24 protein-coding genes and 1 pseudogene are annotated in these 26,879 nt (G+C 66.7%); 18 read left to right on the top strand and 7 right to left on the bottom strand.

Features of this window, described 5'->3' with window-relative positions; all coding sequences use genetic code 11:
* The first annotated feature begins 16 nt into the window (after window positions 1–16).
* Window positions 17–769: a 3-hydroxyacyl-CoA dehydrogenase gene (locus tag QXK92_RS23060; RefSeq protein WP_065050124.1), complete on the top strand. Its 753-nt coding sequence runs from the start codon at window positions 17–19 to the stop codon at window positions 767–769.
* 176 nt (window positions 770–945) lie between these two features.
* On the opposite strand, the gene QXK92_RS23055 is transcribed toward QXK92_RS23060, so the two are convergent.
* Complete coding sequence (locus QXK92_RS23055; RefSeq protein ID WP_306246515.1) at window positions 946–1,077, bottom strand: hypothetical protein; 132 nt, start codon at window positions 1,075–1,077, stop codon at window positions 946–948.
* Between the two features lie 256 nt (window positions 1,078–1,333).
* On the opposite strand from QXK92_RS23055, the gene QXK92_RS23050 reads away from it, so the two are divergent.
* Genes QXK92_RS23050 through QXK92_RS23040 form a run of 3 tightly spaced genes read left to right on the top strand, consistent with a single transcriptional unit; the run spans window position 1,334 to window position 5,023 of the window.
* Entirely contained in the window at window positions 1,334–3,697 is a 2,364-nt protein-coding gene (locus tag QXK92_RS23050) for an MMPL family transporter (protein WP_306245534.1), read from the top strand.
* Window position 3,698: 1 nt separating this feature from the next.
* Window positions 3,699–4,397 carry a TetR/AcrR family transcriptional regulator gene (locus tag QXK92_RS23045; protein ID WP_306246438.1) on the top strand — a complete coding sequence of 233 codons (699 nt, stop codon included), beginning with the start codon at window positions 3,699–3,701 and terminating at the stop codon, window positions 4,395–4,397.
* Window positions 4,394–5,023: a bifunctional 2-polyprenyl-6-hydroxyphenol methylase/3-demethylubiquinol 3-O-methyltransferase UbiG gene (locus tag QXK92_RS23040; RefSeq protein WP_306245532.1), complete on the top strand. Its 630-nt coding sequence runs from the start codon at window positions 4,394–4,396 to the stop codon at window positions 5,021–5,023. Before QXK92_RS23045 ends, QXK92_RS23040 begins: the two co-directional genes overlap by 4 nt.
* Window positions 5,024–5,119: 96 nt before the next feature.
* Here the strand turns inward: QXK92_RS23040 and QXK92_RS23035 are convergent, their stop codons facing one another.
* On the bottom strand, window positions 5,120–5,842 hold the full coding sequence (locus tag QXK92_RS23035; RefSeq protein ID WP_306245531.1) for an NAD-dependent deacylase: 723 nt from the start codon (window positions 5,840–5,842) through the stop codon (window positions 5,120–5,122).
* A 37-nt stretch (window positions 5,843–5,879) separates the two neighbouring features.
* On the opposite strand from QXK92_RS23035, the gene QXK92_RS23030 reads away from it, so the two are divergent.
* Entirely contained in the window at window positions 5,880–6,245 is a 366-nt protein-coding gene (locus tag QXK92_RS23030) for a GntR family transcriptional regulator (RefSeq protein ID WP_306246436.1), read from the top strand.
* A gap of 15 nt (window positions 6,246–6,260) precedes the next feature.
* On the opposite strand, the gene QXK92_RS23025 is transcribed toward QXK92_RS23030, so the two are convergent.
* Complete coding sequence (locus QXK92_RS23025; protein ID WP_306245528.1) at window positions 6,261–7,094, bottom strand: class I SAM-dependent methyltransferase; 834 nt, start codon at window positions 7,092–7,094, stop codon at window positions 6,261–6,263.
* Complete coding sequence (locus QXK92_RS23020) at window positions 7,091–7,606, bottom strand: DUF1697 domain-containing protein (RefSeq protein ID WP_306245526.1); 516 nt, start codon at window positions 7,604–7,606, stop codon at window positions 7,091–7,093. Before QXK92_RS23020 ends, QXK92_RS23025 begins: the two co-directional genes overlap by 4 nt.
* A gap of 55 nt (window positions 7,607–7,661) precedes the next feature.
* Between QXK92_RS23020 and QXK92_RS23015 the strand changes: the two genes are divergently transcribed.
* The 4 genes from QXK92_RS23015 to QXK92_RS23000 all read left to right on the top strand — a co-directional run bounded on the left by QXK92_RS23015 (window position 7,662) and on the right by QXK92_RS23000 (window position 9,205).
* On the top strand, window positions 7,662–8,105 hold the full coding sequence (locus QXK92_RS23015) for a PPOX class F420-dependent oxidoreductase (RefSeq protein WP_306245524.1): 444 nt from the start codon (window positions 7,662–7,664) through the stop codon (window positions 8,103–8,105).
* A gap of 42 nt (window positions 8,106–8,147) precedes the next feature.
* A complete protein-coding gene (locus tag QXK92_RS23010; protein ID WP_306245522.1) occupies window positions 8,148–8,339 on the top strand; it encodes a DUF5302 domain-containing protein in 192 nt (63 codons plus the stop codon).
* A 111-nt stretch (window positions 8,340–8,450) separates the two neighbouring features.
* Complete coding sequence (locus QXK92_RS23005; protein ID WP_306245520.1) at window positions 8,451–9,062, top strand: HhH-GPD-type base excision DNA repair protein; 612 nt, start codon at window positions 8,451–8,453, stop codon at window positions 9,060–9,062.
* Window positions 9,059–9,205, top strand: a complete 147-nt coding sequence (locus QXK92_RS23000) for a hypothetical protein (RefSeq protein ID WP_063892814.1) — start codon at window positions 9,059–9,061, stop codon at window positions 9,203–9,205. Before QXK92_RS23005 ends, QXK92_RS23000 begins: the two co-directional genes overlap by 4 nt.
* A gap of 96 nt (window positions 9,206–9,301) precedes the next feature.
* Here QXK92_RS23000 and QXK92_RS22995 read toward each other — a convergent pair whose 3' ends face one another.
* Entirely contained in the window at window positions 9,302–10,480 is a 1,179-nt protein-coding gene (locus QXK92_RS22995; RefSeq protein ID WP_371934585.1) for a hypothetical protein, read from the bottom strand.
* A 52-nt stretch (window positions 10,481–10,532) separates the two neighbouring features.
* Complete coding sequence (locus QXK92_RS22990; protein ID WP_306245518.1) at window positions 10,533–11,330, bottom strand: hypothetical protein; 798 nt, start codon at window positions 11,328–11,330, stop codon at window positions 10,533–10,535.
* A gap of 192 nt (window positions 11,331–11,522) precedes the next feature.
* Here QXK92_RS22990 and QXK92_RS22985 point away from each other — a divergent pair, with 192 nt between their 5' ends.
* Entirely contained in the window at window positions 11,523–12,761 is a 1,239-nt protein-coding gene (locus QXK92_RS22985) for a mannosyltransferase (protein WP_306246433.1), read from the top strand.
* Between the two features lies 1 nt (window position 12,762).
* Here QXK92_RS22985 and QXK92_RS22980 read toward each other — a convergent pair whose 3' ends face one another.
* Window positions 12,763–13,044, bottom strand: a complete 282-nt coding sequence (locus tag QXK92_RS22980) for a 4a-hydroxytetrahydrobiopterin dehydratase (protein ID WP_306245516.1) — start codon at window positions 13,042–13,044, stop codon at window positions 12,763–12,765.
* A 27-nt stretch (window positions 13,045–13,071) separates the two neighbouring features.
* On the opposite strand from QXK92_RS22980, the gene QXK92_RS22975 reads away from it, so the two are divergent.
* The 8 genes and pseudogenes from QXK92_RS22975 (at window position 13,072) to QXK92_RS22940 (ending at window position 26,744) form a co-directional block, all read left to right on the top strand.
* Window positions 13,072–13,455: a (deoxy)nucleoside triphosphate pyrophosphohydrolase gene (locus QXK92_RS22975; protein ID WP_306245514.1), complete on the top strand. Its 384-nt coding sequence runs from the start codon at window positions 13,072–13,074 to the stop codon at window positions 13,453–13,455.
* A 387-nt stretch (window positions 13,456–13,842) separates the two neighbouring features.
* Window positions 13,843–17,483: pseudogene (locus QXK92_RS22970) on the top strand (nitrate reductase subunit alpha).
* The gene (gene narH, locus QXK92_RS22965) at window positions 17,484–19,106 is read left to right on the top strand and encodes a nitrate reductase subunit beta (RefSeq protein ID WP_306245512.1); all 1,623 of its coding nucleotides are present in this window, start codon (window positions 17,484–17,486) and stop codon (window positions 19,104–19,106) included.
* The gene (gene narJ / locus QXK92_RS22960; RefSeq protein ID WP_306245509.1) at window positions 19,103–19,756 is read left to right on the top strand and encodes a nitrate reductase molybdenum cofactor assembly chaperone; all 654 of its coding nucleotides are present in this window, start codon (window positions 19,103–19,105) and stop codon (window positions 19,754–19,756) included. The genes narH and narJ overlap by 4 nt, the downstream gene beginning before the upstream one ends.
* Before the next feature lie 6 nt (window positions 19,757–19,762).
* The gene (narI, locus tag QXK92_RS22955; RefSeq protein ID WP_371934584.1) at window positions 19,763–20,500 is read left to right on the top strand and encodes a respiratory nitrate reductase subunit gamma; all 738 of its coding nucleotides are present in this window, start codon (window positions 19,763–19,765) and stop codon (window positions 20,498–20,500) included.
* A 70-nt stretch (window positions 20,501–20,570) separates the two neighbouring features.
* Window positions 20,571–22,460 carry a translational GTPase TypA gene (gene typA / locus QXK92_RS22950; RefSeq protein WP_306245507.1) on the top strand — a complete coding sequence of 630 codons (1,890 nt, stop codon included), beginning with the start codon at window positions 20,571–20,573 and terminating at the stop codon, window positions 22,458–22,460.
* A gap of 23 nt (window positions 22,461–22,483) precedes the next feature.
* A complete protein-coding gene (locus QXK92_RS22945) occupies window positions 22,484–24,382 on the top strand; it encodes an ABC transporter family substrate-binding protein (RefSeq protein ID WP_306246429.1) in 1,899 nt (632 codons plus the stop codon).
* A gap of 226 nt (window positions 24,383–24,608) precedes the next feature.
* Window positions 24,609–26,744: a PE family protein gene (locus tag QXK92_RS22940; protein ID WP_306245505.1), complete on the top strand. Its 2,136-nt coding sequence runs from the start codon at window positions 24,609–24,611 to the stop codon at window positions 26,742–26,744.
* Window positions 26,745–26,879: the final 135 nt, after the last annotated feature.

The following is a 26,879-nucleotide window of genomic DNA, read 5'->3' as shown; positions in this document are numbered from 1 at the left end:
TGGAAGGGGTTTTGGCGTGGAGATCAGGGACGCCGTCGCAGTCGTCACCGGGGGAGCCTCAGGCCTGGGATTGGCCACCACGAAGCGGCTGCTCGACGCCGGCGCGCAAGTCGTGGTGCTGGATCTGCGGGGTGAGGAGGCGGTGGCCGAGCTGGGCGACCGCGCGCACTTCGCCCAGACCGATGTCACCGACGAGGACGGGGTTGCCAAGGCGCTCGATTTGGCCGAGTCCCTGGGCCCGGTGCGCATCAACGTCAACTGTGCCGGCATCGGCAACGCCATCAAGACGCTGTCCAAGGACGGACCTTTCCCGCTCAAGGGCTTCAAGAAGGTGGTCGAGGTCAACCTGATCGGCACGTTCAACGTGCTGCGCCTCGCCGCGGAGCGGATCGCCAAGACGGAGCCGGTGGGAGAAGAGCGGGGCGTCATCATCAACACCGCCTCGGTCGCCGCCTTTGACGGCCAGATCGGCCAGGCCGCCTACTCGGCGTCCAAGGGCGGAGTGGTGGGCATGACGCTGCCGATCGCGCGGGACCTCTCGCGCGAACTCATTCGCGTGGTGACCATCGCGCCGGGACTGTTCAAGACCCCGCTGCTGGGCTCGCTTCCCGAGGAAGCGCAGAAGTCGCTGGGCAAGCAGGTTCCGCACCCCGCGCGGTTGGGCGACCCGGACGAGTACGGTGCGCTGGCCGTGCACATCATCGAGAACCCGATGCTCAACGGCGAGGTGATTCGGCTCGACGGTGCCATCCGGATGGCGCCGCGCTGAGCCTCGGGGCCAAGACAGCCACCCGTGGCTTGTCGAGAACGTGCCCCAGAAACCGAAGAAGCCCCCCGCGGTCGCGGGGGGCTTACATCGGAACCACTAGGTGGCTATCGACGAAACCATCGGGAAACGGTGGGTTCGGCCATCAACAATCGTGCAATTACGCCCATGGTGTTACCTCAGCTCGCTGTAGGAAGCGGTTGCCATTCTTCGAACTGCTCTGAACACTCACCCTCGACGAGCATGTCGCCGTGGTAGAGAGCCTCGAAGTCAGCCTTGATGACATCGGCATTGGTGTCGTCGATCCACATGACACTGAGCGTAAGAGCCAGCATTAAGGAATCAGTGAGTCACGATTCGGAAATTGGTGGCAATTCTTACCGGTGGGTAGGGTGCCGCCGAGCTGCGCGAGATTACCCATTTCGCGCCCCGTTGAACCATCGCCTACCTGCGGCCGTGTCACTGCAGGGGTCTTGTTTGACACTTGTAAGTTAGCGTTGCTAAGTTAGCGCCGATAGTGTGCGGTTGCCCGGGATGGCGCGCGCTGGCCGGCCGGAGGGACACGACATGCTGCAGGGGATTGCTCGACTGGCCATCGCGGCACCGCGACGCATCATCGGCATCGCCCTTCTGGTCTTCATCGCCGCCGCGGTCTTCGGCATCCCGGTCGCCAACAGCTTGTCACCGGGCGGGTTTCAGGATCCCAACTCCGAGTCGGCACGTGCCATCACTCAGCTGACCGCCAAGTTCGGCCAGAGTGGCCAGCAGATGCTGATCCTGGTCACTGCGCCCGGCGGAGCCCGTGGCGATCAGGCCCGTACCGCAGGCACCGATCTGGTCGAACAGCTCGCGAAGTCGCCTCTGGTCTACAACGCGACCTCGCCCTGGACCGCGCCACCGGAAGCCGCCGCCGATCTGATCAGCAAGGACGGGAAGTCCGGGTTGATCGTCGTCAACCTCAAGGGCGGTGAAAACGACGCGCAGAAGAACGCCCAGACCCTGGCCGACCAGTTCGTTCACGACCACGACGGCGTCACCGTTCAGGCGGGCGGATCGGCGATGGAATACGCGCAGATCAACAAACAGAACCAGGCCGACCTGCTCGTGATGGAAATGATCGCCATCCCGTTCAGTTTCCTGGTGCTGGTATGGGTGTTCGGCGGGCTGCTGACGGCGGCGCTCCCCATGGCGCTGGGTGCGCTGGCCGTGGTCGGGTCGATGTCGGTGTTGCGGTTGGTCACCTTCACCACCGAGGTTTCGATATTCGCCCTCAACCTGAGTACCGCCCTGGGACTGGCGCTGGCCATCGACTACACGTTGCTGATCATCAGCCGCTATCGCGACGAGCTGGCCGAAGGTTGCGACCGGGAACAGGCGCTGATCCGCACCATGGCCACCTCCGGTCGCACGGTGCTGTTCTCGGCGGTCACGGTGGCGTTGTCCATGGCAGCGACGGTCGCCTTCCCGATGTACTTCTTGAAGTCATTCGCGTACGCCGGTGTGGCGACGGTAGCTTTCGTGGCAACCGCGTCCATCGTGATCACTCCGGCCGCGATCGTGCTGATGGGTCCGCGGATCGATGCATTCGACGTGCGGCGCCTGCTGCGCCGGGTTTTCCGGCGCCCCGAGCCGGTGCACAAGCCGGTCGAGCAGCTGTTCTGGTACCGCTCGAGCAAGTTCGTGATGCGTTACTGGCTGCCGATCGGTTCGGCCGTCGTGGCGCTGTTGCTGCTCCTGGGGCTGCCGTTCCTCTCGGTGAAATGGGGATTCCCGGACGACCGGGTGCTGCCCAGCTCGGCCTCGTCGCACCAGGTGGGCAACCAGCTGCGTGACAACTTCGCGCGCGACTCGGCGACGGCTGTGCCGGTCGTTGTTCCCGACGCCCGCGGCCTGACGCCGGACGATCTGAGCCAGTACGCCGCTGGGCTGTCCCTGGTGCCCGACGTGTCGGCGGTGTCGGCGCCGACCGGCACGTTCATCAACGGCAAGCCATCCGGCCCGCCGGTCGGGGCTACCGGGATGGCTGACGGCAGCGCCCTGCTGACCGTGAGCAGCACCGCGCCGCTGTTTTCACAAGCCTCGGACAACCAGCTCAAGCGGCTGCATCAGGTGGCCGGGCCGGGCGGGCGCAGCGTGGAGATGGCCGGCGTCGCGCAGGTCAACCGGGACAGCGTCGACGCGGTGACCGATCGCCTGCCCCTGGTCCTGGGGCTGATGGCCGTGGTGACCTTCGTCCTGCTGTTCTTGCTGACCGGCAGCGTGGTCCTGCCGTTGAAGGCTCTGATCCTTAACATGCTCTCGCTGAGCGCTGCGTTCGGCGCCTTGGTGTGGATCTTCCAGGATGGCCACCTCGGCGCCCTGGGGACCACGCCGAGCGGCACGCTCGTCGCGAATATGCCCGTGCTGCTGTTCTGCATCGCCTTCGGGCTGTCGATGGACTACGAGGTGTTCCTGGTTTCCAGGATCAGGGAGTACTGGCTGGCGTCCGGGGCCGCCCGGCCCGCCACACCGAGCCCGGCACAGGCGCACGCCGCCAACGACGAGAGCGTGGCGCTCGGCGTGGCTCGTACTGGCCGGGTGATCACCGCTGCGGCGTTGGTCATGTCCATGTCGTTTGCGGCGCTGATCGCGGCGCACGTGTCCTTTATGCGGATGTTCGGACTGGGCCTGACTCTTGCGGTATTCGCCGACGCCACCCTGGTTCGGATGGTCCTGGTCCCGGCCTTCATGCACGTAATGGGCAGGTGGAACTGGTGGGCGCCCAAGCCGCTGGCGTGGGTCCACGAGCGGTTCGGCATCAGCGAGGGCGGCCACTTCGAGGAGCCCGCCGAGCCTGCCGGCCACCGGGTGCCGAGCGAGGCGGACACCGCCAAGATGCCGTCCCAGCGCAACGGGCGCGACGTGCACGCCTCGGTGACGCGCCGTGGTTGACGTGTCCGTGCACGGGCTGCGCCGCCAGCGCGCCCCGCGCGGGTCGGGCGACCGGCTTCGGCACGAAATCCTGGATGCGGCAACGGAATTGCTGCTGGAGACCGGGCAAGCGCGGGCGGTGTCGATTCGATCGGTCGCACAACGCGTCGGGGTCACGTCGCCGTCGATCTACCTGCATTTCCAGGACAAGAACGCGTTACTGGATGCGGTGTGCGCGCGCTATCTGGCACGCCTCGACGAGGCGATGGAGCGGGCGGCGGTAGGGCGCGCGTGCACCGTCGAGGTTCTGCGCGCCCAGGGCATGGCATACGTGCGGTTCGCGCTGCAGACCCCGGAGCTCTACCGGCTCGCCACCATGGGCGAATGGCGCCCCGGAAGCAATGTCGATATGGCACTGGACAGTTCGGCGTTCAAGCACATGCGTGTGTCGGTGCAGTCGCTGATGGACGAGGGTGTCTACCGCGCCGAAGACCCAACCATGATCGCCCTGGAACTGTGGACCGCCGCGCACGGCGTGGCCGCGATTCTGATCGCCAAGCCGCACTTGCCCTTCGGTGACGTCGATGCGTTCGCTCAGCGGGTTCTGGGCGCGGTACTGTGCGGTCATATGGTTGCCGGGCTCGTCGGCGCCGACGCGACGTCCCGGCAGTTGGTGGACTGGGTGCTCGAGCAGCGCCCCGCAGGGGAGGCGCAAACATGACGCCGAGTGTCGACAATCCTTTTTTCGCTCGGGTGTGGCCGGTCTTCGCCGCCCACGAAGCGGAATCGGTCCGGGTGCTGCGCCGGGAGAATCTGGCCGGCCTGGCGGGTCGGGTGCTCGAAATCGGTGCCGGCAGCGGGACCAACTTCGCCTACTACCCGGATGCCGTCACACACGTCCTGGCCGTGGAGCCCGAGAGGCGACTGGTGGACATCGCCAGACAAGCGGCGGCCGAGGCGCCGATCCCGGTGGAGGTGACCCACGAGACCGCCGAGCAGCTCGGCGACGTGGAGCCGTTCGACGCCGTGGTCTGTTCGCTGGTGTTGTGCTCGGTGCACGACCAGCTGGGCGTGCTGCGACGGCTGCACTCGCTGCTGCGGCCGGGCGGCGAGTTGCGGTACCTGGAGCACGTCGCCAGCGCCGGTGCCCGCGGCCGATTTCAGCAGTTTGCCGATGCGACGTTCTGGCCCAGGATGTTCGGCAACTGCCACACACATCGCGAGACCGAGCGGGCGATCGTCGACGCTGGATTCGAAGTGCACCGGGCCCGGCGGGAGTGGACGTTGCCGGCGTGGGCGCCACTGCCGGTGTCGGAATTGGCGCTGGGCCGGGCGCACCGCCCGTAGCGCCCCCGGGTCAATCGCCGAGCGGGAATTCTCCGACGCGACACGCCGCAGTGGCGTCGTCCGCCTCACCTTCGCGGCCGACACGGCGTGCGGCACCTAGTTGAACAGCGCGGGCAGTCGCTCCAACAGCCCGGGCAACGCCTGGCTGGCCGGCTCCCGCACGCAGAGCGTGGCGTATTGCGACAGCGGAGTGGCTTCGGGGTTGACCTCGATCACCGCGGTGCCGCGGGCCAGCGCCATCTCCGGTAACCCGGCCGCCGGATAGACGATCGACGACGTGCCGACCACCACCACCACGTCGGCGTTCTCGGTCGCGTCGAGCGCACTCTGCCACGGTCCCTGCGGCAGCGCTTCGCCGAACCAGACGATGTCGGGCCGGATCAGGCCGCCGCAGCGGCACACCGGTGGCTCCACCTCGATAGCGGCCTCCGTCATCACCGGGAGCGGGTCGGTGTATGCCATTCCGCAACGCGCGCAACGGAATTCAAACAAGCTGCCATGGAGGTGGTGTACCGGGGTGCTGCCGGCCCGCTCATGCAGGTCGTCGACATTCTGGGTGACGACGGTGACGGAAGTGACGTCAGGATGTTGCTGCCAGTCCGCGATGGCCCGGTGCCCCGCGTTGGGTTGCACGTCGGCCACCAGGTAGTGGCGCCACAGATACCAGCCCCACACGCGCTCGGGATTACGTTCCCAGCCTTGGACGCTGGAGAGCTCGTACGGGTCGAAGCGGGCCCACAATCCGTTCTTGTCGTCACGGAACGTCGGGACGCCGCTCTCCGCCGAGATACCCGCGCCGCTCAGCACCGTCACTCGCATCCCACAAAGATAGCCGCGTGTGGGCAATACTGGTTATGTGGAGTTGCGCGATTTATTGAAGGTCGACGTGAAGGCGGGCAAGCCGATATTCGACCAGCTCAGAACCGGAGTCATCGACGGGGTCCGGACCGGTTCGTTGCCGCCGGGCACCCGGCTGCCGACGGTGCGCGACTTGGCGGGCCAGCTGGGGGTGGCCGCCAACACGGTCGCCCGCGCCTACCGTGAGCTGGAATCTGCGGCGATCGTCGAAACTCGCGGGCGTTTCGGCACTTTCATCTCCCGCTTCGACCCCACCGATGCAGCGATGGCGGCGGCGGCCAAGGAATACGTGGAAGTTGCTCGGGCGCTGGGGCTCACGAAGTCCGACGCCATGCGCTACCTGACCAACGTGCCGGACGACTAGAACTCCGGCGTCGTCCTAAAATTCCAGCAGCGTCAGGTTCGGGCGCAGCGGATCGAGCAGCGCAACGTGATACACCGCCGACAGCGCGGTGTTGAAGATCAGCCCGCGCCCCTTCGGCAGCCGCACATCGTGGACCGCGGTGACGCCCGGCACCGTCGCGGCGAGATCGGCCGCCTCGGCGGGCGACAGACTGAACGGCATCGCCGGCACCTTGTAACGCAGTGAGGTGCGGATGCCCAGCCGGCTGAACACACTGAACCAGCGCGGCGGCAGGTCGAAGAGCATCTGGCCGCCGGGGAATCGCTTCGCGCACTCCGCTATCAGCCCAAGCGACTGCTCGGGTTGCAGGTACATCAGCAGTCCCTCGGCGGTGATGAACACCCCGTTCGAGGAGTCGACGGAGTCCATCCAGCTGTAATCCAGCGCCGACTGGGCGAGCACCGATATCCGCGGTGACGACGGCAGCAGCCGCTTGCGGATATCGATGACCGGAGGCAAATCAACTGTCAGCCAACGGAACTGACCCTGGGGGAGGGCGGCATCCAGGCGCCAGAAGCTGGTCTGCAGGCCTTCGGCCAGCGCCACCACGGTGGCCGCCGGGTGAGCACTCAGGTAAGCCTTCGCGGCGCGGTCGAAGGCTTGCGCCCGGATTGCGATGTCCTGACGGGTGGGGCCGAACTTGGCGAAGTCGAAATCGATGGAGTCGACCAGCTGCACCGCCATCGGGTCGTCGATGAGCCGGTCGTCGCCGCGGCGCGCTTCGGTCGCGCGGGCATTGAGGGTCAGGAGCGCGGTTTCCGAGACGCCGGTCAGAGCGACCTTGTGGGACCCGGACGGGGAGTCGCTCATGCGAGCACCTTGGCCAGGGTGCGCAGATTGCGCGACGTGGTCGAGGACTTGTAGCGCTTCTTTCCCATCGTTTTGCCGATGCCGCTGTCCAGGGTGCTGCCCTTGGGGACCTGCCAGTAGATGACGCCCTCGCCGCGCTGGATCTTCTCGTCAGGGCCTGGGCTCAGTCGCGCCAGTTCGTCGAGAATGTCCGCGTCGGTGACGAAGGTGACGTAGGACTGCAAGCCCTCGACCTCGCGCTCGAAGGGATAGCCGTCGTCGATCGCACGCACGGTGTCCAGGTCGTAGGCCAGCACCCACGCGTCGTAGCCGAATTTCTCGCGCAGCGCGGCTTCGGCCTTTGTGCGCACTGTGGCGACCTTGGCCGATGACTCCATGAGCACGTTGCCGCTGGCCAGGATGGTGCGGACGTTGGTGAATCCGGCGTCGGTCAGTGCGTCGGCCACCTCGGCCATCTTCAGGTTGACGCCCCCCACGTTGACACCGCGCAGGAATGCCGCGTACTTGGTCATGAGTCGATTCCAGCAGGCCCTCAAACAACGATGCAACGCGACGTAGGCTTTCGGCATGGGACGCCACGTCTTCGACGACAAGCTATTGGCCGTGATCAGTTGCAACTCGATCGGAGTATTGGCCACCATCAAGCGCGACGGCCGGCCGCAGCTGTCGAACGTGCAGTACTACTTCGACGCCCGCGGTCTGGTGTTGCAGGTGTCGATCACCGAGCCGCGCGCCAAGACCCGCAATCTGCGGCGTGACCCGCGTGCATCGTTGTTGGTCGATGCCGATGACGGGTGGTCGTATGCGGTCGCGGAAGGGACTGCGGAACTGACTCCGCCGGCCATGGCGCCCGGCGACGACACCGTTGAGGCCCTGATTGCCTTGTACCGCAACATCGCTGGTGAGCACCCGGATTGGGATGAATACCGCGAAGCCATGGTCACCGATCGGCGGGTGCTGCTGACCATGCCGATCTCGCATGTGTACGGGATGCCACCGGGCCGCCGGTGATATTGCGTACCGGCTTGCCGCCTCACCCATTAGGCTGCCGGTATGGCCGAAACGAACGCCCCGGAATCGTCTGAACAGCCAGAGGACGAGAACAAGCGCAAGTTCCGCGAAGCCCTCGAACGCAAGCTGGCGAAGTCGTCCGGCGGCTCCGACCACAAGGACAGCGGCGGCAAGCAGTCGCGGGCGCACGGCGCAGCCGGTAACCGCCGGGAGTTCCGCCGCAAGAGCGGCTAGCCGACTCGAATAGCGCTGTCGGCGAACCGAATTCGAGCTGTCGGCGAACCGGGTCCAAGTGCCCGGCGACGCTCCGAAGGCCCGCCCGCCACGCCGATCTAAACTGGCTGCGTGGCGAAACTGCAGCTTGTTCAAGACCCGGCCGCCGACGCGCTGCTGGAATCCAATCCCTTTGCGTTGCTGGTGGGGATGCTGCTTGACCAGCAGGTTCCCATGGAAACGGCATTCGCCGGCCCCAAGAAGATCGCCGATCGGATGGGGGGATTCGACGCCGCCGAGATCGCCGATCACGACCCGGACAAGTTTGCGGCGCTCTGCTCGGAAAAGCCTGCCATTCACCGCTTTCCGGGGTCAATGGCCAAGCGCATCCAGACGCTTGCGCAGATTATCGTCGACCGCTACGACGGGGACACCGCGGCGCTGTGGACGGCCGGAGACCCGGACGGCAAGGAGTTGCTGAGGCGGCTGAAGGCACTGCCCGGCTTCGGCGAGCAGAAGGCGCAGATCTTCCTCGCGCTGCTCGGCAAGCAATACGGCGTGACGCCCACCGGTTGGCGCGCCGCCGCGGGGGCGTACGGCAAGGCGGGCACGCACATGTCGATTGCCGATATCGTCGATGCCGAGTCGCTGAGTCAGGTGCGGTCGTATAAGAAGCAGATGAAGGCTGCTGCCTCGGGGAAAGCCTCGGGGAAAGCCTCTGGGAAGGGAAAGGCGGCAACGTGAAGACACACATAACGTGTCCGTGCGGCGAAGCCATCGTCGGCAAGGATGAGGACGAGTTGGTGGAGCTGACTCAGGCCCACCTCGCCAGCGTGCACCCGGGTCTGGACTACGACCGGGACGCGATCCTGTTCATGGCGTACTGACGCCGCGCGCCGCGAGCGTGCGCATTCGTACAACGACACGCCGTGGCCGATGTACATCCGCGCACGCTCGCGGGCCGGTGCGGCAGCGCTATGCCTTTAAGGCACCACCGTCGAGCCGATGGTGGGCATGAACTGGCACTGACGGTCTTTGGTGGTGACCTGCCCGAAGATTGTCGACATGATGCTGCCCGAGCCGGTGTCCACGATCGCGGTCAGCGTCGTGGGGCCCTCACCGTTGATATCGGTGCGCGGCTTGAGCGTGGCGCTGCCTGACTTCCCGGTGGTGAGGTTGACCCACGTGACATTCAGCGGCAGGCGCTGCACGTCCGCGGGCCCAGGGGTACCGACCGCGGTGAACACGTAAGCGGTCTGGCCGGGACCTGGTCCCGGTGTCGGGATCGGAGCCGGTCCCGCCACCGAAAGCGCTGTTGCCAGGGCGTTGGTGCCGTCTCCAAGGCAGTTCGTCCCGATCGAGGGGTACATGAAGTCCTGGGTGGGCGGCGCGTCAGGACCGAAAGCCGGAGCTGCGGCCGCGGGCGCCGCACCGGGCGCAGGTGCCGGTGCGGGGGCAGCGGCTGGTGTGGGTGCTGGTGCCGGGGCGGCGGCTGGTGCGGGTGCTGGGGCGGGGGCAGCGGCCGGAGCCGGTGCCGGCGCGGCGGCCGGAGCAGGAGCAGGAGCGGGGGCAGCGGCCGGAGCAGGTGCGGGTAACGCCGCCGGCGCGGCAGCGGGCGCGGGCACCGCGCGGGGCGCCGGTTCCGGGCCGGGAGGGGGCGGATCGACCGGCCGGGGATTGACCACGGAGGGAACGTCGCCCTCGGGTGCGGGACCCGCCGCGTGATGCGGGTCGACGCCCGTCGGCAGATGCGGAAGCGAGCCGGGCTCGACGCCGGGCGGCGGGACATGCGGCACCGGCGCGCCCTCGGGCGGAGTGCCGCCGGGCGGCACCTGGGTGCTCAAGTGCGGGCTACCGCCCGGGTCGGCGACGAACTGGTTGACCGACGCGGCGACGTTCTTGGCCTCGCTGGGAGCGGTCGGATTGTGGGTGAAAGCCTGCGCCGCGGCCATGAGCAGCTGCGTCGCCTGCGCCGGATTACCGGCTGCCTGCTGGATTATCGGACTCAACTCGGTCAACGCCGGCAGCCCCGGTAGCTGTTGAGCGGGGTTGGGCGGCGTCGGCGCCGGGTCGGCTGCCGCGCTCGGGGTGAGCATGAGCGCGGCAGCCGAAGTGACGACGACTGCGGCCAAACCTTTGGACAGACTCCAAGTGCTTGCCACGGTGTTTTCTCCCGGTTGTTGGTGGTAGGTCAGCCGTCGGTGATTACCGGACTCAGGGCAGTGCGGCGAGCAGGGTCTGCGGACCGCTCGCGCCGGGAGCACCGGCACCCGCGAGACCCGGAATACCTGAGGTGATAGCCGGCAACGCGGCTTGGGCGAGCCCCGGAATCGCGGTCGCCAAACCAGGCAACGACGAGGCAGGCGTCGCGGGCACAGCGGGCGCGGCAGGAGCGGCAGGAGCCGTGACACCCGGGATCGGGGTGGTGACTCCCGGGATCGGAAGCGACGCGGGAGCGGGTGCCGCCGGAGCTGCCGGCGCGGTCAGGCCCGGCAGCGGTGCGTTCACGCCGGGGATCGACGGAACCGACGCCGGCGCGGCGGGTGCGGCCGGAGCGGCCGGTGCGGCCAGGCTGGGCAGCGGGGCGTTCACGCCGGGGATCGACGGAACCGACGCCGGCGCGGCCGGGGCGGCCGGGGCGGCGGGAGCGGTGAGGCCGGGAAGCGGGGCGTTCACGCCGGGGATGGACGGCGTGGCCGCGGGGGCGGCCGCCGGAGCCGGAGCGGTTGCACCGGGCAGGACGGAAGGCAGGTTCAACCCACCCGGAGCGGCAGGCGCCGGGTCAGGTGAACGAAGCACTCCCTGAGGCGCCGGCGGGGTGGCACCCAGCGCGGTCGCCAGGTTCTGCAGAATCTGCGGAGCGTTGGCCGCTGAGGCGATCAGCTGCTGAGGAATGTTGGTCTCGGCCGGAGCGGGCGCGGGGTCGGCGTGGGCGATGCCGCCGGTCAGCAGCGCGGCGGATGAGCCGACCAGGACGGCGGCGGCTCGGACGTAAGTCCACATGGTTGGCATGACTCTCCCTGAGTTGATCGATGACTGGTCCCAGAGCCGAAGCTAGCTTGGTACAGAAGTGACTCAAGTGACACGTGTGGCATTTATGCGATCGTTACCGATACGAGTGAGGGCGGTGACCGGCGACCTGGGAATCGTGTTCGCGCCGTTACAAAAGGCTCGGCGCGCTGCCGGGTCGGTAAAGTCGGGCCGATAGACACGACTTCGGCCGCCGATGCGGCAGTAACTCCCCGGCGCCGTCGCAGCTTGCTGCAGACGTTGGCGCTGCCACTTTTGGTTCTCAGCATCGCCGCACGGTTCGCGTGGACTTATCTGGCGCCGAATGGGGCCAACTTCGTCGACCTGCACGTTTACGTTGGCGGTGCCGCGGCACTGGATCATCCCGGCACCCTGTACAGCTATGTCTACGCCGACCAGACCCCGGATTTCCCGCTGCCGTTCACCTATCCGCCGTTTGCTGCGGTGCTCCTCTACCCGCTTCACTTCGTGCCGTTCGGGGTGCTGGCGTTCCTCTGGGACGTCGCGATCGTGGCGGCGCTGTACGGCGTGGTGCGAGTCAGTCAACGCTTGATCGGCACCGCCGCGGACCGCCCGGCCGCGATGTTGTGGACCGCGGTCGGCATCTGGATCGAACCGCTGCGCAGCAACTTCGACTACGGGCAGATCAACGTGTTCCTGGTGCTCGCGGTGCTGTGGGCGGTGTACACGACGCGATGGTGGCTGTCCGGGGCGTTGGTGGGTCTGGCCGCCGCGGTCAAGCTGACCCCGGCTGTCGCGGGCATCTATCTGCTGGGCGCGCGCCGCTGGTCGGCAGCGCTGTTCTCGCTGGCGGTGTTCCTGCTCACGATCGGGGTGTCGCTGTTCGTGGTCGGCGATCAGGCCCGCTACTACTTCACCGACCTGCTCGGCGACGCGCACCGGGTGGGGCCGATCGCCACCTCGTTCAACCAGTCCTGGCGGGGCGCGATTTCGCGCATTGTCGGCTACGACGCCGGATACGGACCGCTGGTGCTGGCCGCGCTCGTCGTCACGGCCGTCGTTGCCGTGCTGGCATGGCGTGCGCTGGACAACTCTGATGCTCTGGGCAGGCTGCTGGTAGTCGAACTGTTCGGCCTGCTGCTCTCACCCATTTCCTGGACGCACCACTGGGTGTGGTTGGTCCCGCTGATGGTGTGGCTGATTCACGGGCCGCTGCGCGAGCGTCTGGCAGCGCGAGTGCTCGGTTGGGGCTGGCTGGTGCTCACCGTGATCGGCGTGCCGTGGCTACTGAGCTTCGAGCAGCCGACAATCTGGGTGATCAGCCGCCCGTGGTACCTGGCCTGGGCCGGATCGGTGTATGTGGTCGCGGCGCTGGCGACGCTGGGTTGGGTGGCTACGACGCGAACGGCTCGGGGTTCACGCCGGCGTGCGGGTGTCGCCGAGCCCCGTTGATTTACCCCGCGGCGACGATCCCGTTGATCTCACCCGCCATATCGAGGTCCTTCTGCGTGATCCCACCCTCGGAATGCGTGACCAACACGAAAGTCACGGTCCGCCAACGGATATCGATGTCAGGATGGTGATCCTGCTCTTCAGCGTGCTCGCCCACCCGGCGCACGGCGTCGATGCCGGCCAAGAATGCCGGGAATTTGACTGAGCGGCGCAACGCGCCATCGGCGCGCTCCCAACCGTCCGGTAGTGCGGCGTCAACTTGCTCATCGGTGAGAACAGCCATAACTCCGAAGGTATACCGTCAGTGGCCATGCCGACCCAGATCGTCGTCGCCGGTGCCATCATCAGCGGTGGCGCGGTCCTGGTGGCGCAACGCATCCGGCCCCCGGAGTTGGCCGGCTGCTGGGAACTTCCGGGCGGAAAGGTGGCCGAGGGTGAAACCGAGCCCGCTGCGCTGGCCCGCGAGCTGGCTGAAGAACTCGGAATCGACACCACCGTTGGGGAGCGCCTCGGCGGTGACGTTCTTCTGGGTGAGGCCATCACCCTGCGGGCCTATCGGGTCCGCCTGGTGAGCGGCGAACCGCACCCGCGCGATCACCAGGCCTTGCGCTGGGTGACGGCCGCCGAGCTCGATGACGTCGACTGGGTACCGGCCGATCGCGCGTGGCTCCCCGATCTGGCGGCTGCGCTCTGACGAGCCGTCGTCGAGCACCTCGCAGTTGCAGACCCGTGGCCTGGCCGATTCGATTGGATGACAACGCTTTTAGGCTACCGCGAAATCCTGGCCATTGGGCCGGCAGCCGCGGCGGGTGTGCGCTGCTCGATCGGGTCGGGGCATTGCCGACCATGCGATGCGGGGGCCGAACGCCACGGCGGTAACGAGACCGCCGATCGAAGACGCACACAGCAACTTTGATGCCTACTCACAGCCGCATTTCGGTGAACGCACAGCGTCTCGGAAGGTACGCGTCGTCAACTGGGGATTGAAGGACCCTGACCTACCCCTGGTTTGGAATTGCCGGCCGCCCCGGCCGGTTCACACCCGGCGGCGCGCCGCGAGTGAGTAGGAGGCCTGAATCTCTTGACTGCCACGCCACATATCGGTGGGCACCTCGAGGAAATCCTGGAGCGCAGCGGGCGATTCTTCACACCCGGGGAGTTCTCCGCGGACCTGCGCACCGTCACCCGCCGCGGGGGGCGCGAAGGCGATGTGTTCTACCGCGATCGATGGAGCCACGACAAGGTCGTCCGGTCCACCCACGGGGTCAACTGCACCGGGTCATGTTCTTGGAAGATCTACGTCAAGGACGGGATCATCACCTGGGAAACGCAGCAGACCGACTATCCGTCGGTGGGCCCGGACCGTCCCGAATACGAGCCGCGCGGATGTCCCCGGGGTGCGTCCTTTTCCTGGTACAGCTATTCGCCGACGCGGGTGCGCTATCCGTATGCCCGCGCCGTGCTGGTGGAGATGTTCCGGGAGGCCAAGGCACGGCTCGGTGACCCTGTGCTGGCGTGGGCAGACATTCAGGCCGACTCCGAGCGGCGCCGTCGCTACCAAAAAGCCAGGGGCAAAGGCGGTTTGATCCGGGTGAGCTGGGCTGAGGCGACGGAGATGATCGCCGCCGCGCACGTTCACACGATCAAGACCTACGGCCCGGACCGAATCGCGGGATTCTCACCGATACCTGCCATGTCCATGGTCAGCCATGCCGCCGGATCGCGGTTCATCGAGCTGATCGGCGGCGTGATGACCTCGTTCTACGATTGGTACGCCGACCTTCCGGTGGCATCTCCGCAGGTCTTCGGCGACCAGACCGACGTGCCGGAGTCCGGAGACTGGTGGGACGCCTCGTATTTGGTGATGTGGGGTTCCAACGTGCCGATCACCCGCACTCCCGACGCGCACTGGATGGCCGAGGTGCGTTATCGCGGGACCAAGGTGGTGGTGGTCAGCCCCGACTACGCCGACAACACCAAGTTCGCCGACGAGTGGATACGCTGCGCCGCCGGTACCGACGCGGCACTGGCCATGGCGATGGGACACGTCATTCTCACCGAATGCTTTGTCACGAAGCAGGTTCCGTTCTTCACCGACTACGTGCGGCGCTTCACCGATCTGCCGTTTCTGATCAAGCTCGAGCAGCGGGACGACACGTTTGTGCCCGGGAAGTTCCTCACCGCTGCCGACATCGGCCGGGAAGTCGAGAACGCGGCCTTCAAGCCGGCGCTGCTCGACGAGGTCACCGGACGCGTGGTGATACCGCACGGGTCGCTGGGTTTCCGCTTCGGCGAGGATGGCGTCGGGAAGTGGAACCTGGACCTGGGCGCGGTGATACCGGCGCTGAGCGTCGACGGTGGCGACGGGGCCGTCCTGGTGGACCTGCCCAGTTTCGACACCGTCGACGGTCACGGTGAGACGGTGTCGCGAGGGGTGCCGGTGCGCCGTGTCGGCACGCATCTGGTGTGCACCGTGTTCGACTTGATGCTGGCGCACTATGGCGTCGCCCGCGGGGGCCTTCCCGGCGACTGGCCGACCGGCTTCGACGATCCCGCCCGGCCGAACACCCCCGCCTGGCAGGAGGCCATCACCGGGGTTCCGGCCGTGCAGGCCGTCCGCGTCGCCCGGGAATTCGCCCGCAACGCTGAGGAATCCGGCGGTCGATCGATGGTGATCATGGGCGGAGGGATCTGTCACTGGTTCCACAGCGACGTGATGTACCGCGCGGTGCTGGCGCTTTTGATGCTGACCGGATCGATGGGGCGCAACGGTGGCGGCTGGGCCCACTACGTCGGCCAGGAGAAGGTCCGGCCACTGACGGGGTGGCAGACCATGGCCAACGCCGGTGACTGGGTGCGGCCGCCGCGGCAGGTTCCCGGCGCCTCGTACTGGTACGCCCACACCGACCAGTGGCGCTACGACGAGTACTCGGCCGACAAGTTGGCCAGTCCGGTGGGACGCGGGCGCTTCGACGGCAGGCACACCATGGATCTGCTCAAATCGGCGGCGGCCATGGGATGGAGCCCGTTCTACCCGCAATTCGATCGGTCCAGTCTCGACGTCGCCGATGAGGCGAAGGCGGACGGCCGCGATATCGCTGAGTTCGTCGCCGAACAACTGAGCGGGGGGACCCTGAACCTGGCGGCCGGCGATCCGGACAACCCCGCCAACTGGCCGCGGGTGCTCACCGTGTGGCGCGCGAACCTGATCGGCTCGTCGGGCAAGGGCGGGGAGTACTTCCTGCGGCATCTGCTGGGCACCGACTCCAACGTGCAGGCCGAGGCGCCCGGTGCCGGCATGCCCGAGGGCAAGCTGGATCTGATGATGTCGATCGACTTCCGGATGACGTCGACGACGCTGGTGTCCGACGTGGTGCTGCCCGCGGCGACCTGGTACGAGAAGCATGACCTGTCCAGCACGGATATGCACCCGTATGTGCACGCGTTCAGTCCGGCGATCGACCCACCGTGGGAAACCCGTTCGGACTACGACGCATTCGCCGCGATTGCACGCGCCTTCAGTGTGCTGGCCACACAACATCTGGGTACGCGCACCGATGTGGTGATGACCGCTCTGCAACACGACAGTCCGGACGCGATGGCGTATCCGGAAGGCACGCAGCGTGATTGGCTGAGTACCGGCGAGGTTCCGGTGCCGGGCCGCACCATGGGCAGGCTCACCGTGGTGGAGCGTGACTATGGGGCCACCTACGACAAATGGGTGACGTTGGGGCCGCTAGTCGAGACGTTCGGCACGACGGTCAAGGGCAGTACGGTCTACCCGGTCCGTGAGTGCAGCGAGCTGGCCGCCAAGTTCGGGGTGATGAATTCCGGTGTCGCAGCCGGGCGCCCGGCGCTGACCAGCGCCCACCGGATGGCAGACGCCATTCTCACTCTGTCGGGAACGTGCAACGGCCGACTCGCGGTGGAAGGGTTCCTGGAACTGGAAAAGCGCACCGGGCACGGCTGGCGCAACTGGCTGAGGGCAGCGAGGACAAACGCATCAGCTACGCGGACACCCAAGCCCGTCCGGTGCCGGTGATCACCAGCCCGGAATGGTCCGGCAGCGAGACCGGTGGACGTCGCTACGCGCCATTCACGATCAACATCGAACACCTCAAGCCGTTCCATACGCTGACCGGGCGAATGCATTTCTACCTCGCCCACGACTGGGTGGAGGAACTCGGCGAGCAGTTGCCCGTCTACCGGCCGCCGCTCGATATGGCGCGGTTGTTCAATCAGCCTCAGCTCGGGGGTGACGGGATCGGGCTTACCGTGCGCTATCTGACGCCCCATTCGAAGTGGTCGTTTCACTCCACATATCAGGACAACCTGTACATGCTTTCCCTGTCCCGCGGCGGTCCAACCATGTGGATGAGTCCCGGTGATGCCGCGAAAATAGAAGTGCGCGACAACGATTGGGTCGAGGCGGTCAACGCCAACGGCATCTTCGTGTGCCGCGCGATCGTGTCACACCGGATGCCAGACGGTGTGGTGTTCGTCTACCACGTGCAGGAGCGCACCGTCGATACGCCTCGAACCGAGACCAACAACAAGCGTGGTGGCAACCACAACGCGCTGACCCGGGTGCGGATCAAACCCAGCCACCTGGCCGGTGGTTATGGCCAGCACACGTTCGGGTTCAACTATCTGGGGCCCACCGGCAATCAGCGTGACGAGGTGACGATGGTGCGCCGCCGCAGCCAGGAGGTGACCTACTAGATGAGAGTCATGGCGCAGCTGGCGATGGTGATGAACCTCGACAAATGCATTGGCTGCCATACCTGTTCAGTGACGTGCAAGCAGGCCTGGACCAACCGTCCGGGCACCGAGTACGTGTGGTTCAACAACGTGGAAACCCGCCCCGGAGTGGGCTATCCGCGCACTTACGAAGACCAGGACCGCTGGCGCGGTGGGTGGCTGCGTGACAGCAAGGGGCGGCTGAGATTGCGCGACGGCGGCCGATTCCAGAAGCTGCTGCGCATCTTCGCCAACCCCACCCTGCCCACCATCACCGACTACTACGAGCCCTGGACCTACGACTACGAGAATTTGACCCGGGCGCCGGCGGGGGACACCTTTCCCACCGCCGCCCCGCGCAGCGCGCTCACCGGTCAGCCTTTGAAGGTCTCCTGGGGTTCGAACTGGGACGACAACCTGGCCGGTTCAACGGAGATCGTGCCGGACGACCCCATCCTGAAAAAGGTCAACCAAGAGGTCAAACTCAAGCTCGAAGAGACCTTCATGTTCTACCTGCCGCGGATCTGCGAGCACTGTCTGAACCCGTCATGCGTGGCGTCCTGTCCGTCCGGTGCGATGTACAAGCGGACCGAGGACGGCATCGTCCTGGTCGACCAGGACCGCTGCCGGGGCTGGCGCATGTGTGTGTCCGGATGTCCCTACAAGAAGGTGTATTTCAATCACCAGACGGGCAAGGCCGAGAAGTGCACGCTGTGCTACCCGCGCATCGAGGTCGGATTGCCGACGGTGTGCTCGGAAACGTGTGTGGGCCGGTTGCGCTACCTCGGTCTGGTGTTCTACGACGCCGACCGGGTGCTCGAGGCGGCGTCGGTGCGAAGCGACACCGACCTCTATGAAGCGCAGCGCCGCATCATCCTGAACCCCGGCGATCCCGAGGTTGTCGCCGGTGCCCGAGCGCAGGGCATCTCGCAGGAGTGGATCGAGGCCGCGCAGCGCTCGCCGGTGTACGCGCTGATCAACACCTTCAAAGTCGCGCTCCCCCTTCACCCGGAATACCGGACGATGCCGATGGTGTGGTACATCCCGCCGCTGTCCCCGGTGGTCGACGCGGTCAGCCACGACGGTCACGATGGCGAGGATCTGGGCAACTTGTTCGGTGCCCTGGACGCACTGCGCATCCCCATTGAGTACCTGGCGGAGCTGTTCACCGCCGGTGACACGCAGGTGGTCGCCGGCGTGTTGCGGCGGCTGGCGGCGATGCGCTCATACATGCGTGACGTCAATCTGGGCCGTCAGACCCAGCCGCATATCGCCCATGCGGTAGGGATGACAGAAGAGCAGATCTACGACATGTACCGCCTGCTCGCCATCGCGAAATACGAAGAGCGGTATGTGATTCCGACGGCATACGCGCCAGATCTGCACCCGGGCGCCGCATCCGATGAGATGGGATGTTCGCTGTCGTTCGACGGCGGACCGGGAATGTATGAGTCAGGTCCGTTCGGCGAGGGCAGCGGCCACCCTGTCCCGGTCGCCGTGGAGACCTTCCACGCGCTGCGGCGGCGACAGACAAACCTGCTGAACTGGGACGGCAGAGGCAGGCCCGAGAGCTTGTTCCCGGAAGCCGGGCCGGTCCACCGATGAAGCTGCTGTCCCGTGCCCGCGCGTCCGCCGACACCATGCGAGACCGCCTGGTGTGGCAGGGGGCCTCCCTGCTGCTGGCCTATCCCGATGACCCAGCGCGGCTGGACATGGTCGACGAGCTGCTGAGTCATCTCAGCGGCACCGCGGCGGCGCTGCTGGGCCGGACAGCCGCTGCGTTGCGTTCCCGCTCGACAATGGCCGCCGCGGCGCATTACGTCGAAACGTTCGACATGGGGCGGCGGGCCACCATGTATCTCACCTACTGGACAGCGGGGGACACCCGCAACCGCGGCCGCGAGATGCTGGCATTTGCAACGGCATATCGGCAGGCCGGCGTCGAGCCGCCACGTTCGGAGGCGCCGGATTTCCTGCCCGTGGTGCTGGAGTTCGCGGCCACCGTCGATGCCGAAGCCGGCCGCCGCCTGCTGCACGAGCACCGTGTCCCGATCGAGGTGCTCCGCGGCGCGCTGGCCGACGCCGGATCGCCTTATGCGCACACCGTGGCGGCGGTGTGCGGGACGCTGCCGGCCGGCACCGAAGCGGAGTCGAGCCGGGCGCGGCGGCTTGCCGCCGCCGGGCCGCCCGTCGAATCCGTTGGACTGCAACCGTTTACGTTGACCGTGCCGCCGCGGCGCGCCGAGGGAGGCTGACGTCGGGTGCACCTGAAATTGCTGGAGATCTTCTGGGACGACATTCCCTATGTGGTGCTCTCCATCGCGGTGGTGGGCACCTGGTGGCGGTACCGCTACGACAAGTTCGGCTGGACCACCCGTTCGTCGCAGCTTTACGAGTCGCGGTTGTTGTCGATCGCCAACCCGTTGTTCCACTTCGGCAGCCTCGCGGTGATCATGGGCCACGTGATGGGGCTGTTCATTCCCGAGTCCTGGACCAGGGCGGTCGGGATGAGTGATCACCTCTATCACATGCAAGCGGTGCTGCTCGGCGTGCCGGCCGGCGTCGCCACCCTGCTGGGCATCGGGCTGCTGATCTATCGGCGGCGCACCCGCGCGGCGGTGTCCCTGGCCACCACCCGCAACGACAAACTGATGTACCTCGTACTGGTGTGCGCACTGGTGGCGGGTTTGAGCTGCACGCTGATGGGCCTCACACACTTCGGTGAACTGCACGACTACCGGCAGCGGGTGTCCATATGGTTCCGGTCGATCTGGCTACTCGACCCGCGCGGAGATCTGATGGTGCAGGCGGCCGCGTACTACCAGATCCACGTGCTCATCGCGCTGCTGCTGTTCGCGCTGTGGCCGTTCACCCGGCTGGTGCACGCGTTCAGCGCGCCGATCGGCTATCTGTTCCGGCCCTACATCGTCTACCGCAGCCGAGACACGGCGGAGAAACACCAATTGGTCGGTTCGGCACCGCGCCGACGGGGCTGGTGAGCACGCCGGCCGGGCCGGTGGTGACCTGCCCGGTTCGCTATTAACCGGCCCCGCTGCCACAATCACCGACGTGCCATTCCGCAATGTCGCCATCGTCGCCCACGTCGACCACGGCAAAACAACCCTGGTCGACGCGATGCTGCGGCAGTCCGGTGCGCTGACCCACCGTGGTGACGACACCCAGGAACGCATCATGGACAGCGGTGACCTGGAGAAGGAAAAAGGAATCACCATTCTGGCCAAGAACACGGCCGTGCACCGTCACAACGCGGACGGCACGCTCACCGTGATCAACGTCATCGACACCCCCGGCCACGCCGACTTCGGCGGCGAAGTGGAACGCGGTCTGTCCATGGTCGACGGGGTGCTGTTGCTGGTCGACGCGTCCGAGGGCCCGTTGCCGCAGACCCGGTTCGTGCTGCGCAAGGCGCTGCAGGCGCATCTGCCGGTGATCCTCGTCGTCAACAAGACCGACCGGCCCGACGCCCGGATCGGCGAGGTGGTCGACGCCAGTCACGACCTGCTGCTCGACGTCGCCTCCGACCTCGACCCCGAAGCGGCTGCGGCGGCGGAGCACGCGCTGGGCCTCCCGACGCTGTATGCCTCCGGGCGCGCCGGCATCGCCAGCACCGAGCAGCCCGCCGACGGTGAGGCCCCGGCCGGCGACAACCTCGATCCGCTCTTCGAGGTGCTGATGGAGCACATCCCGGCCCCCTCAGGTGACCAGGAGGCGCCGTTGCAGGCGCTGGTCACCAACCTCGACGCATCGGCCTTCCTCGGCCGACTCGCCCTGATCCGCATCTATAACGGCAAGCTGCGCAAGGGCCAGCAGGTGGCGTGGATGCGCGAGGTGGACGGAGTGCCCGTCATCACCAATGCCAAGATCACCGAGTTGCTGGCCACCGAAGGTGTCGAGCGCAGCCCCACCGACGAGGCCGTGGCAGGCGATATCGTGGCCGTCGCCGGGCTGCCCGAGATCATGATCGGCGACACCCTGGCCGACCCAGACCATGCCCACGCCCTGCCGCGGATCCACGTCGACGAACCAGCCATCTCGGTCACCATCGGCACCAATACCTCGCCGCTGGCCGGCAAGGTCTCCGGGCACAAGCTGACCGCACGCATGGTCCGCAACCGGCTGGACGCCGAACTGGTCGGCAACGTGTCGATCCGGGTCGTCGACATCGGCCGGCCCGACGCCTGGGAGGTGCAGGGTCGCGGCGAGCTGGCGCTGGCCGTGCTGGTCGAGACGATGCGTCGCGAAGGATTCGAGCTGACGGTCGGCAAGCCGCAGGTGGTCACCCGGACCATCGACGGCAAGCTGCACGAGCCGTACGAGGCGATGACCATCGACTGCCCCGAGGAGTTCGTCGGCGCGATCACTCAGCTGATGGCCGCCCGCAAGGGGCGCATGGAGGAGATGACCAACCACGCCGCCGGTTGGGTCCGGATGGACTTCATCGTGCCCAGCCGTGGCCTGATCGGCTTCCGCACCGACTTCCTCACCCTGACGCGCGGCACCGGCATCGCCAACGCGGTGTTTGACGGCTACCGCCCGTGGGCCGGTGAGATCCGGGCCCGTCACACCGGCTCACTGGTGTCCGACCGCGCCGGCGTCATCACCCCCTTCGCACTGATTCAGCTCGCCGACCGTGGCCAGTTCTTCGTCGAACCGGGCCAGGACACCTATGAGGGCATGGTCGTCGGAATCAATCCACGGGCCGAAGATCTCGACATCAATGTCACCCGGGAGAAGAAGCTCACCAATATGAGGTCGTCGACGGCCGACGTCATCGAGACCCTGGCCAAGCCGCTCGAGCTCGACCTCGAGCAGGCCATGGAGTTCTGCGCGCAGGATGAGTGCGTCGAGGTGACCCCGGAGATCGTCCGGGTGCGCAAGGTCGAGCTGGACGCCACCTCCCGCGCCCGCAGCCGCTCGCGCGCCAAGGCACGCGGGTAGGCCACGTGCGCGTCGATACCCTGATTGGCGTGCTGCATCGAGCCCGCCACGTCCTGGTGGCTATCGGCGTGCTGGTCGCGGCCATCGGGCTGGTGTTGTCGGGGTGCACGGTCAGCCCGCCGCCGGCGCCGCAGAGCACGGACACGCCCCACAACACGCCGCCGCCGCCGCAGCATCCCAGCCAGATCATCATGGGTATCGACTCGATCGGGGCCGGTTTCAACCCCCACCTGTTGTCGGACCTGTCGCCGGTGAACGCGGCGATCAGCGCCCTGGTGCTGCCCAGCGCGTTCCGTCCGGTGCCCGACCCCAATTCGTCGACGGGTTCGCGCTGGGAGATGGACCCCACCTTGCTGGTGTCCGCGGACGTGACGAGCGAGAACCCGTTCACGGTCACCTACAAGATCCGGCCCGAGGCGCAGTGGACCGACAACGCCCCGATCGCGGCGGACGACTTCTGGTATCTGTGGCGGCAGATGGTCAGTCAGCCCGGGGTGGTGGACCCGGCCGGCTATGACCTCATTACCAATGTCCAGTCGCTCGAGGGTGGCAAGCAAGCCGTTGTCACGTTCGCGCAGCCGTACCCGGCGTGGCGGGAACTGTTCAACAATCTGTTGCCGGCACACATCGTCAAGGACGTGCCGGGCGGGTTCTCCTCGGGGTTGGCGCGTGCCCTGCCGGTTACCGGAGGGCAGTTCCGGGTGGAGAACATCGATCCGCAGCGCGACGAGATCCTGATCGCCCGCAACGATCGTTACTGGGGGCCGCCCGCCAAGCCGGCGCTCATCCAGTTCCGGCGGGCCGGCGCTCCAGCAGCGCTGGCCGACTCGGTGCGCAACGGCGACACCCAGGTGGCTCAGGTGCACGGGGGTTCGGCCGCGTTCGCTCAGCTGTCGGCGATCCCCGATGTGCGGACCGCCCGCATCGTGACGCCCCGCGTGATGCAGTTGACGCTGCGGGCGAACGAGCCGAAACTGGCCGACTCGCAGGTCCGCAAGGCGATCCTGGGGTTGGTCGACGTCGACCTGCTCGCCGCGGTAGGGGCCGGTAGCGACAACACCGTCACCCTGGCCCAGGCGCAGATCCGCTCGCCCAGTGACCCCGGCTATGTGCCCACCGCGCCGCCCGCCATGAGCACCACCGCCGCCATGGGCCTGCTTGAGGCCGCCGGCTTCCAGATCGAAAGCAGCACATCGGTTTCCCCGGCACCCAATTCCACGACCGCGCCGGTGAGCACCGGACCGCCGGAAGTGATCCGGGGCCGAATCAGCAAGGACGGCAAACAGTTATCGCTGGTGATCGGTGTGGCGGTCAACGACCCGACGTCGGTGGCCGTGGCCAATACCGCCGCAGACCAGCTTCGCAACGTCGGTATCGCCGCGAGTGTGCTGGCGCTGGATCCGGTGACGCTCTACCGCGACGCGCTGAACAACCACCAGGTGGACGCGTTGGTGGGTTGGCATCAGGCCGGCGGAAACCTGGCCACCTCCTTGGCTTCTCGGTTCGGATGCCCGGCACTGCAGGCGACCGAGGTACCGGCACCGACGGCCCCTACCGTTACTACGTCCCCGACATCCGCAGCCGCCACGACGCAGGCGGCACCGGACACCACGTCTGTGCCGACGACGCCCAGTCGCCAGCCCGAACCCGGTGCACTGGTCAAAGCACCGTCGAACCTCACTGGGATCTGCGACCGCAGCGTCGAATCGAACATCGACGCCGCCCTCAACGGGTCGAAGAACATCAACGACGTGATCACCGCGGTGGAGCCGCGCCTGTGGAATATGTCGACCGTGCTGCCGATCCTGCAGGACACCACGATCGTGGGAGCGGGACCCAGCGTGCAGAACGTCAGCCTGACCGGAGCGGTGCCGGTCGGCATCGTCGGTGATGCCGGTCAGTGGGTGAAGACCGGGCAATAACCCCGAAATCCATGCCATACAGATCATTTCGGCACGATCTGGAAACTGCTCGCATGGTGCTCGCCTTAGTGGAGACCGGCCAATCGGGCGCGCAACAAATTGTTACAAAAATCTACGTTTGAAAATCGCATGCTCCGGTCAACCCCCGCGATACGCTTCGGTCGGGGGTAGAGGGCACCTGATCGGGCCGGGGTAAGCCAGCAATCTTGCGGTGAGGGGTCGGTCCATGTCATTCGTTTTTGTCGAGCCACAAATAATGTCGGCGTTCGGCGCAGATCTGTCCGGTATCGGTTCGGCGCTCGGCGCCGCCAATGCGACAGCAGCTGCGTCGACAACGGGCGTGCTATCCGCGGCTGCCGACGAGGTGTCGGTGCAGATCGCCGCACTGTTCTCAGAGAACGCAGCCGGGTATCAACAGGTCAGCGCGCAGGTCGCGGCCTCGTACGAACGTTTCGTGCAAGCCGTGACCGCGGGTGCCGGCGCTTATGCTGCGGCAGAAGCGAATACGGTGCAGGCATTGGTCAACGGGCTGGCCGCCCCGAGCGTGTCGTTTGAGGGGCTGGGCCAGGCCTGGGCCGGTTTCACCGCCAACATCGTCAATGCCCAGGTGTCCTTCAATCAGTCGCTGGTGGGTACCGAGGTGGCGCTGCGGCAGGCTCTCTTCGGCGGCGGGAACGCGGTGTCCAATGCTGTCGACACCGGCTTGAACTTTGCGAACTCGTTCGTGGGTGGCGGTCAGCAGGCCGTCAATTTGCTTCTCGGAGCACAGGTTCCGGCCAACTTCAATACCAGTCTGGTCATCAACAGTGCCCTTGACGCCAATGTCGGGCCCGGACTGTTCTCCGGCGCTTTCAGCGGCGCGCTGTCCGGCCTGGGCGCTCAGCTCAACGCTGCCCTGTCGGGCAGCCTCAGTGGCGGGTTGCCTGATTTCAGCACTCTGGGTAATGCCTTCGCGGCCAACGTGAATGCCGGTCTCACCAGTCTCGCCCAGACTGGCGGGATGCTGGCGACCAGCCTGAGTTCTGGCCTGGCCGGCCTGGCCCAGACCGGCGGCACGTTGGCAGCCAACCTCAGTGCCGCGCTGACCGGGCTGCCGAGCTTCGACATCACCCTGCCCGCTCTGACCGGCGGTTTCACCGCGAATCTGCCTGCGCTGGTTGCCGATATCACCGGCGGCTTCTCCGGGTTGGGCACACAGCTCAGCGCCGCGCTCAACGGGGCGCTGTCGGGCAACTTCGCATTGCCGAACTTCAACTTCGCGCTGCCGAACTTCAACTTCGCGTTGCCGAACTTCGCGTTGCCGGACTTCAACTTCGCGGTGCCGAACTTCGCCGCCTTGACGCAAGCCGGCGCCACGCTGGCCGGCAACATCAGTACCGGTCTGGCCAACCTGAATCTCAGCCTGCCCGCGCTCGGTGGGCAGGTCAGTGCCGCGCTGAGCGGAGCTTTCAACGGCGACACCACCGGCGTCACCGCCCTGGTGAATGCTGTGGCGGCGCTTCCGACGACGGGCCTGGCCGGCTTCGAGCAGCTGCAGAGCGGCATGCTGGGCGGGCTGGTCAGCAACGAAATCGCCTTCAACGAAGCGCTTGTCGCCAACGAGGTCGCGCTGTTCGGGGCACCGGCGCTGGCCGGGCCACTGGGATATGCCGTCAATGCGGGCAACCTATTGGTGGGCACCGGTGAGCAGCTGGTCAATGCGGTCATCGGTGCGCCGGCGGCGGGCCTGACCAGTAGCTTGATCGTCAACGGCGCGCTGGAGGCGCCTGACTTCCCGATCGGTGGTGGTCTGACCGGCGTTGCCCACCAGCTGCTTTCGCTGAACACGGCGGTGGGCGGTGTGCCGGGGCTCGACACGTCATTGCTGGCGCAGCTGAACCTCACCCCCGCCAGCCTGCAGGGACTGGTGGACAGCCAGCTGGCGTTCAACGCCAACCTGGTGGCCAATGAGCAGTTGTTCCAGACAATGGTGTTCGGGACGGGCGGTGCTCTCAACGGGGCGGTGAACAACGCTTTCAACGGCCTGAACCTGCTCCTGGTCGGTACACCGCAGGGAGTCGTCAATGCCCTGCTGGGCGCCCCGGCCGTGGACCTGACAGGCAGCTTGCTGGTCACCGCTCCGGGCGACGTCTTCGGCGGCGTCACCGCAGGCGGCCTGCTCGGCGCGTTCGAGCAGAAGTGGTTGTTCGACGCGGCGGTGCTGAGCAGTCTCTTCTCCCCGATCCAGGTGACGCTCACCGGCGGTCTGCCCAGCCTGCTCGCCAACATCAACGCCACACTGACGGGCGTCCTCACCGGCACCGGTACCATCGGCGGCACGGTCGGCGGCACCATCGGTGGAGATATCGACACGAACCTATAGCAGCTGCGCTGAGTACATCCCCTGATCGGCCCGTCACCTGTGGTGGCGGGCCGATCGGTGTTGAAAGGTGCGTAATGCGAATAAATGTCCGCGCCACGAATTGTTAGGCGCGGCAACCGCTCTATTCATAGTAAA

Source organism: Mycobacterium sp. TY815 (assembly GCF_030755135.1).
Taxonomy (GTDB): Bacteria; Actinomycetota; Actinomycetes; order Mycobacteriales; family Mycobacteriaceae; genus Mycobacterium.
The sequence above is the reverse complement of the archived record's forward strand: the minus strand, read 5'-3'. Positions and strand labels throughout refer to the sequence as shown.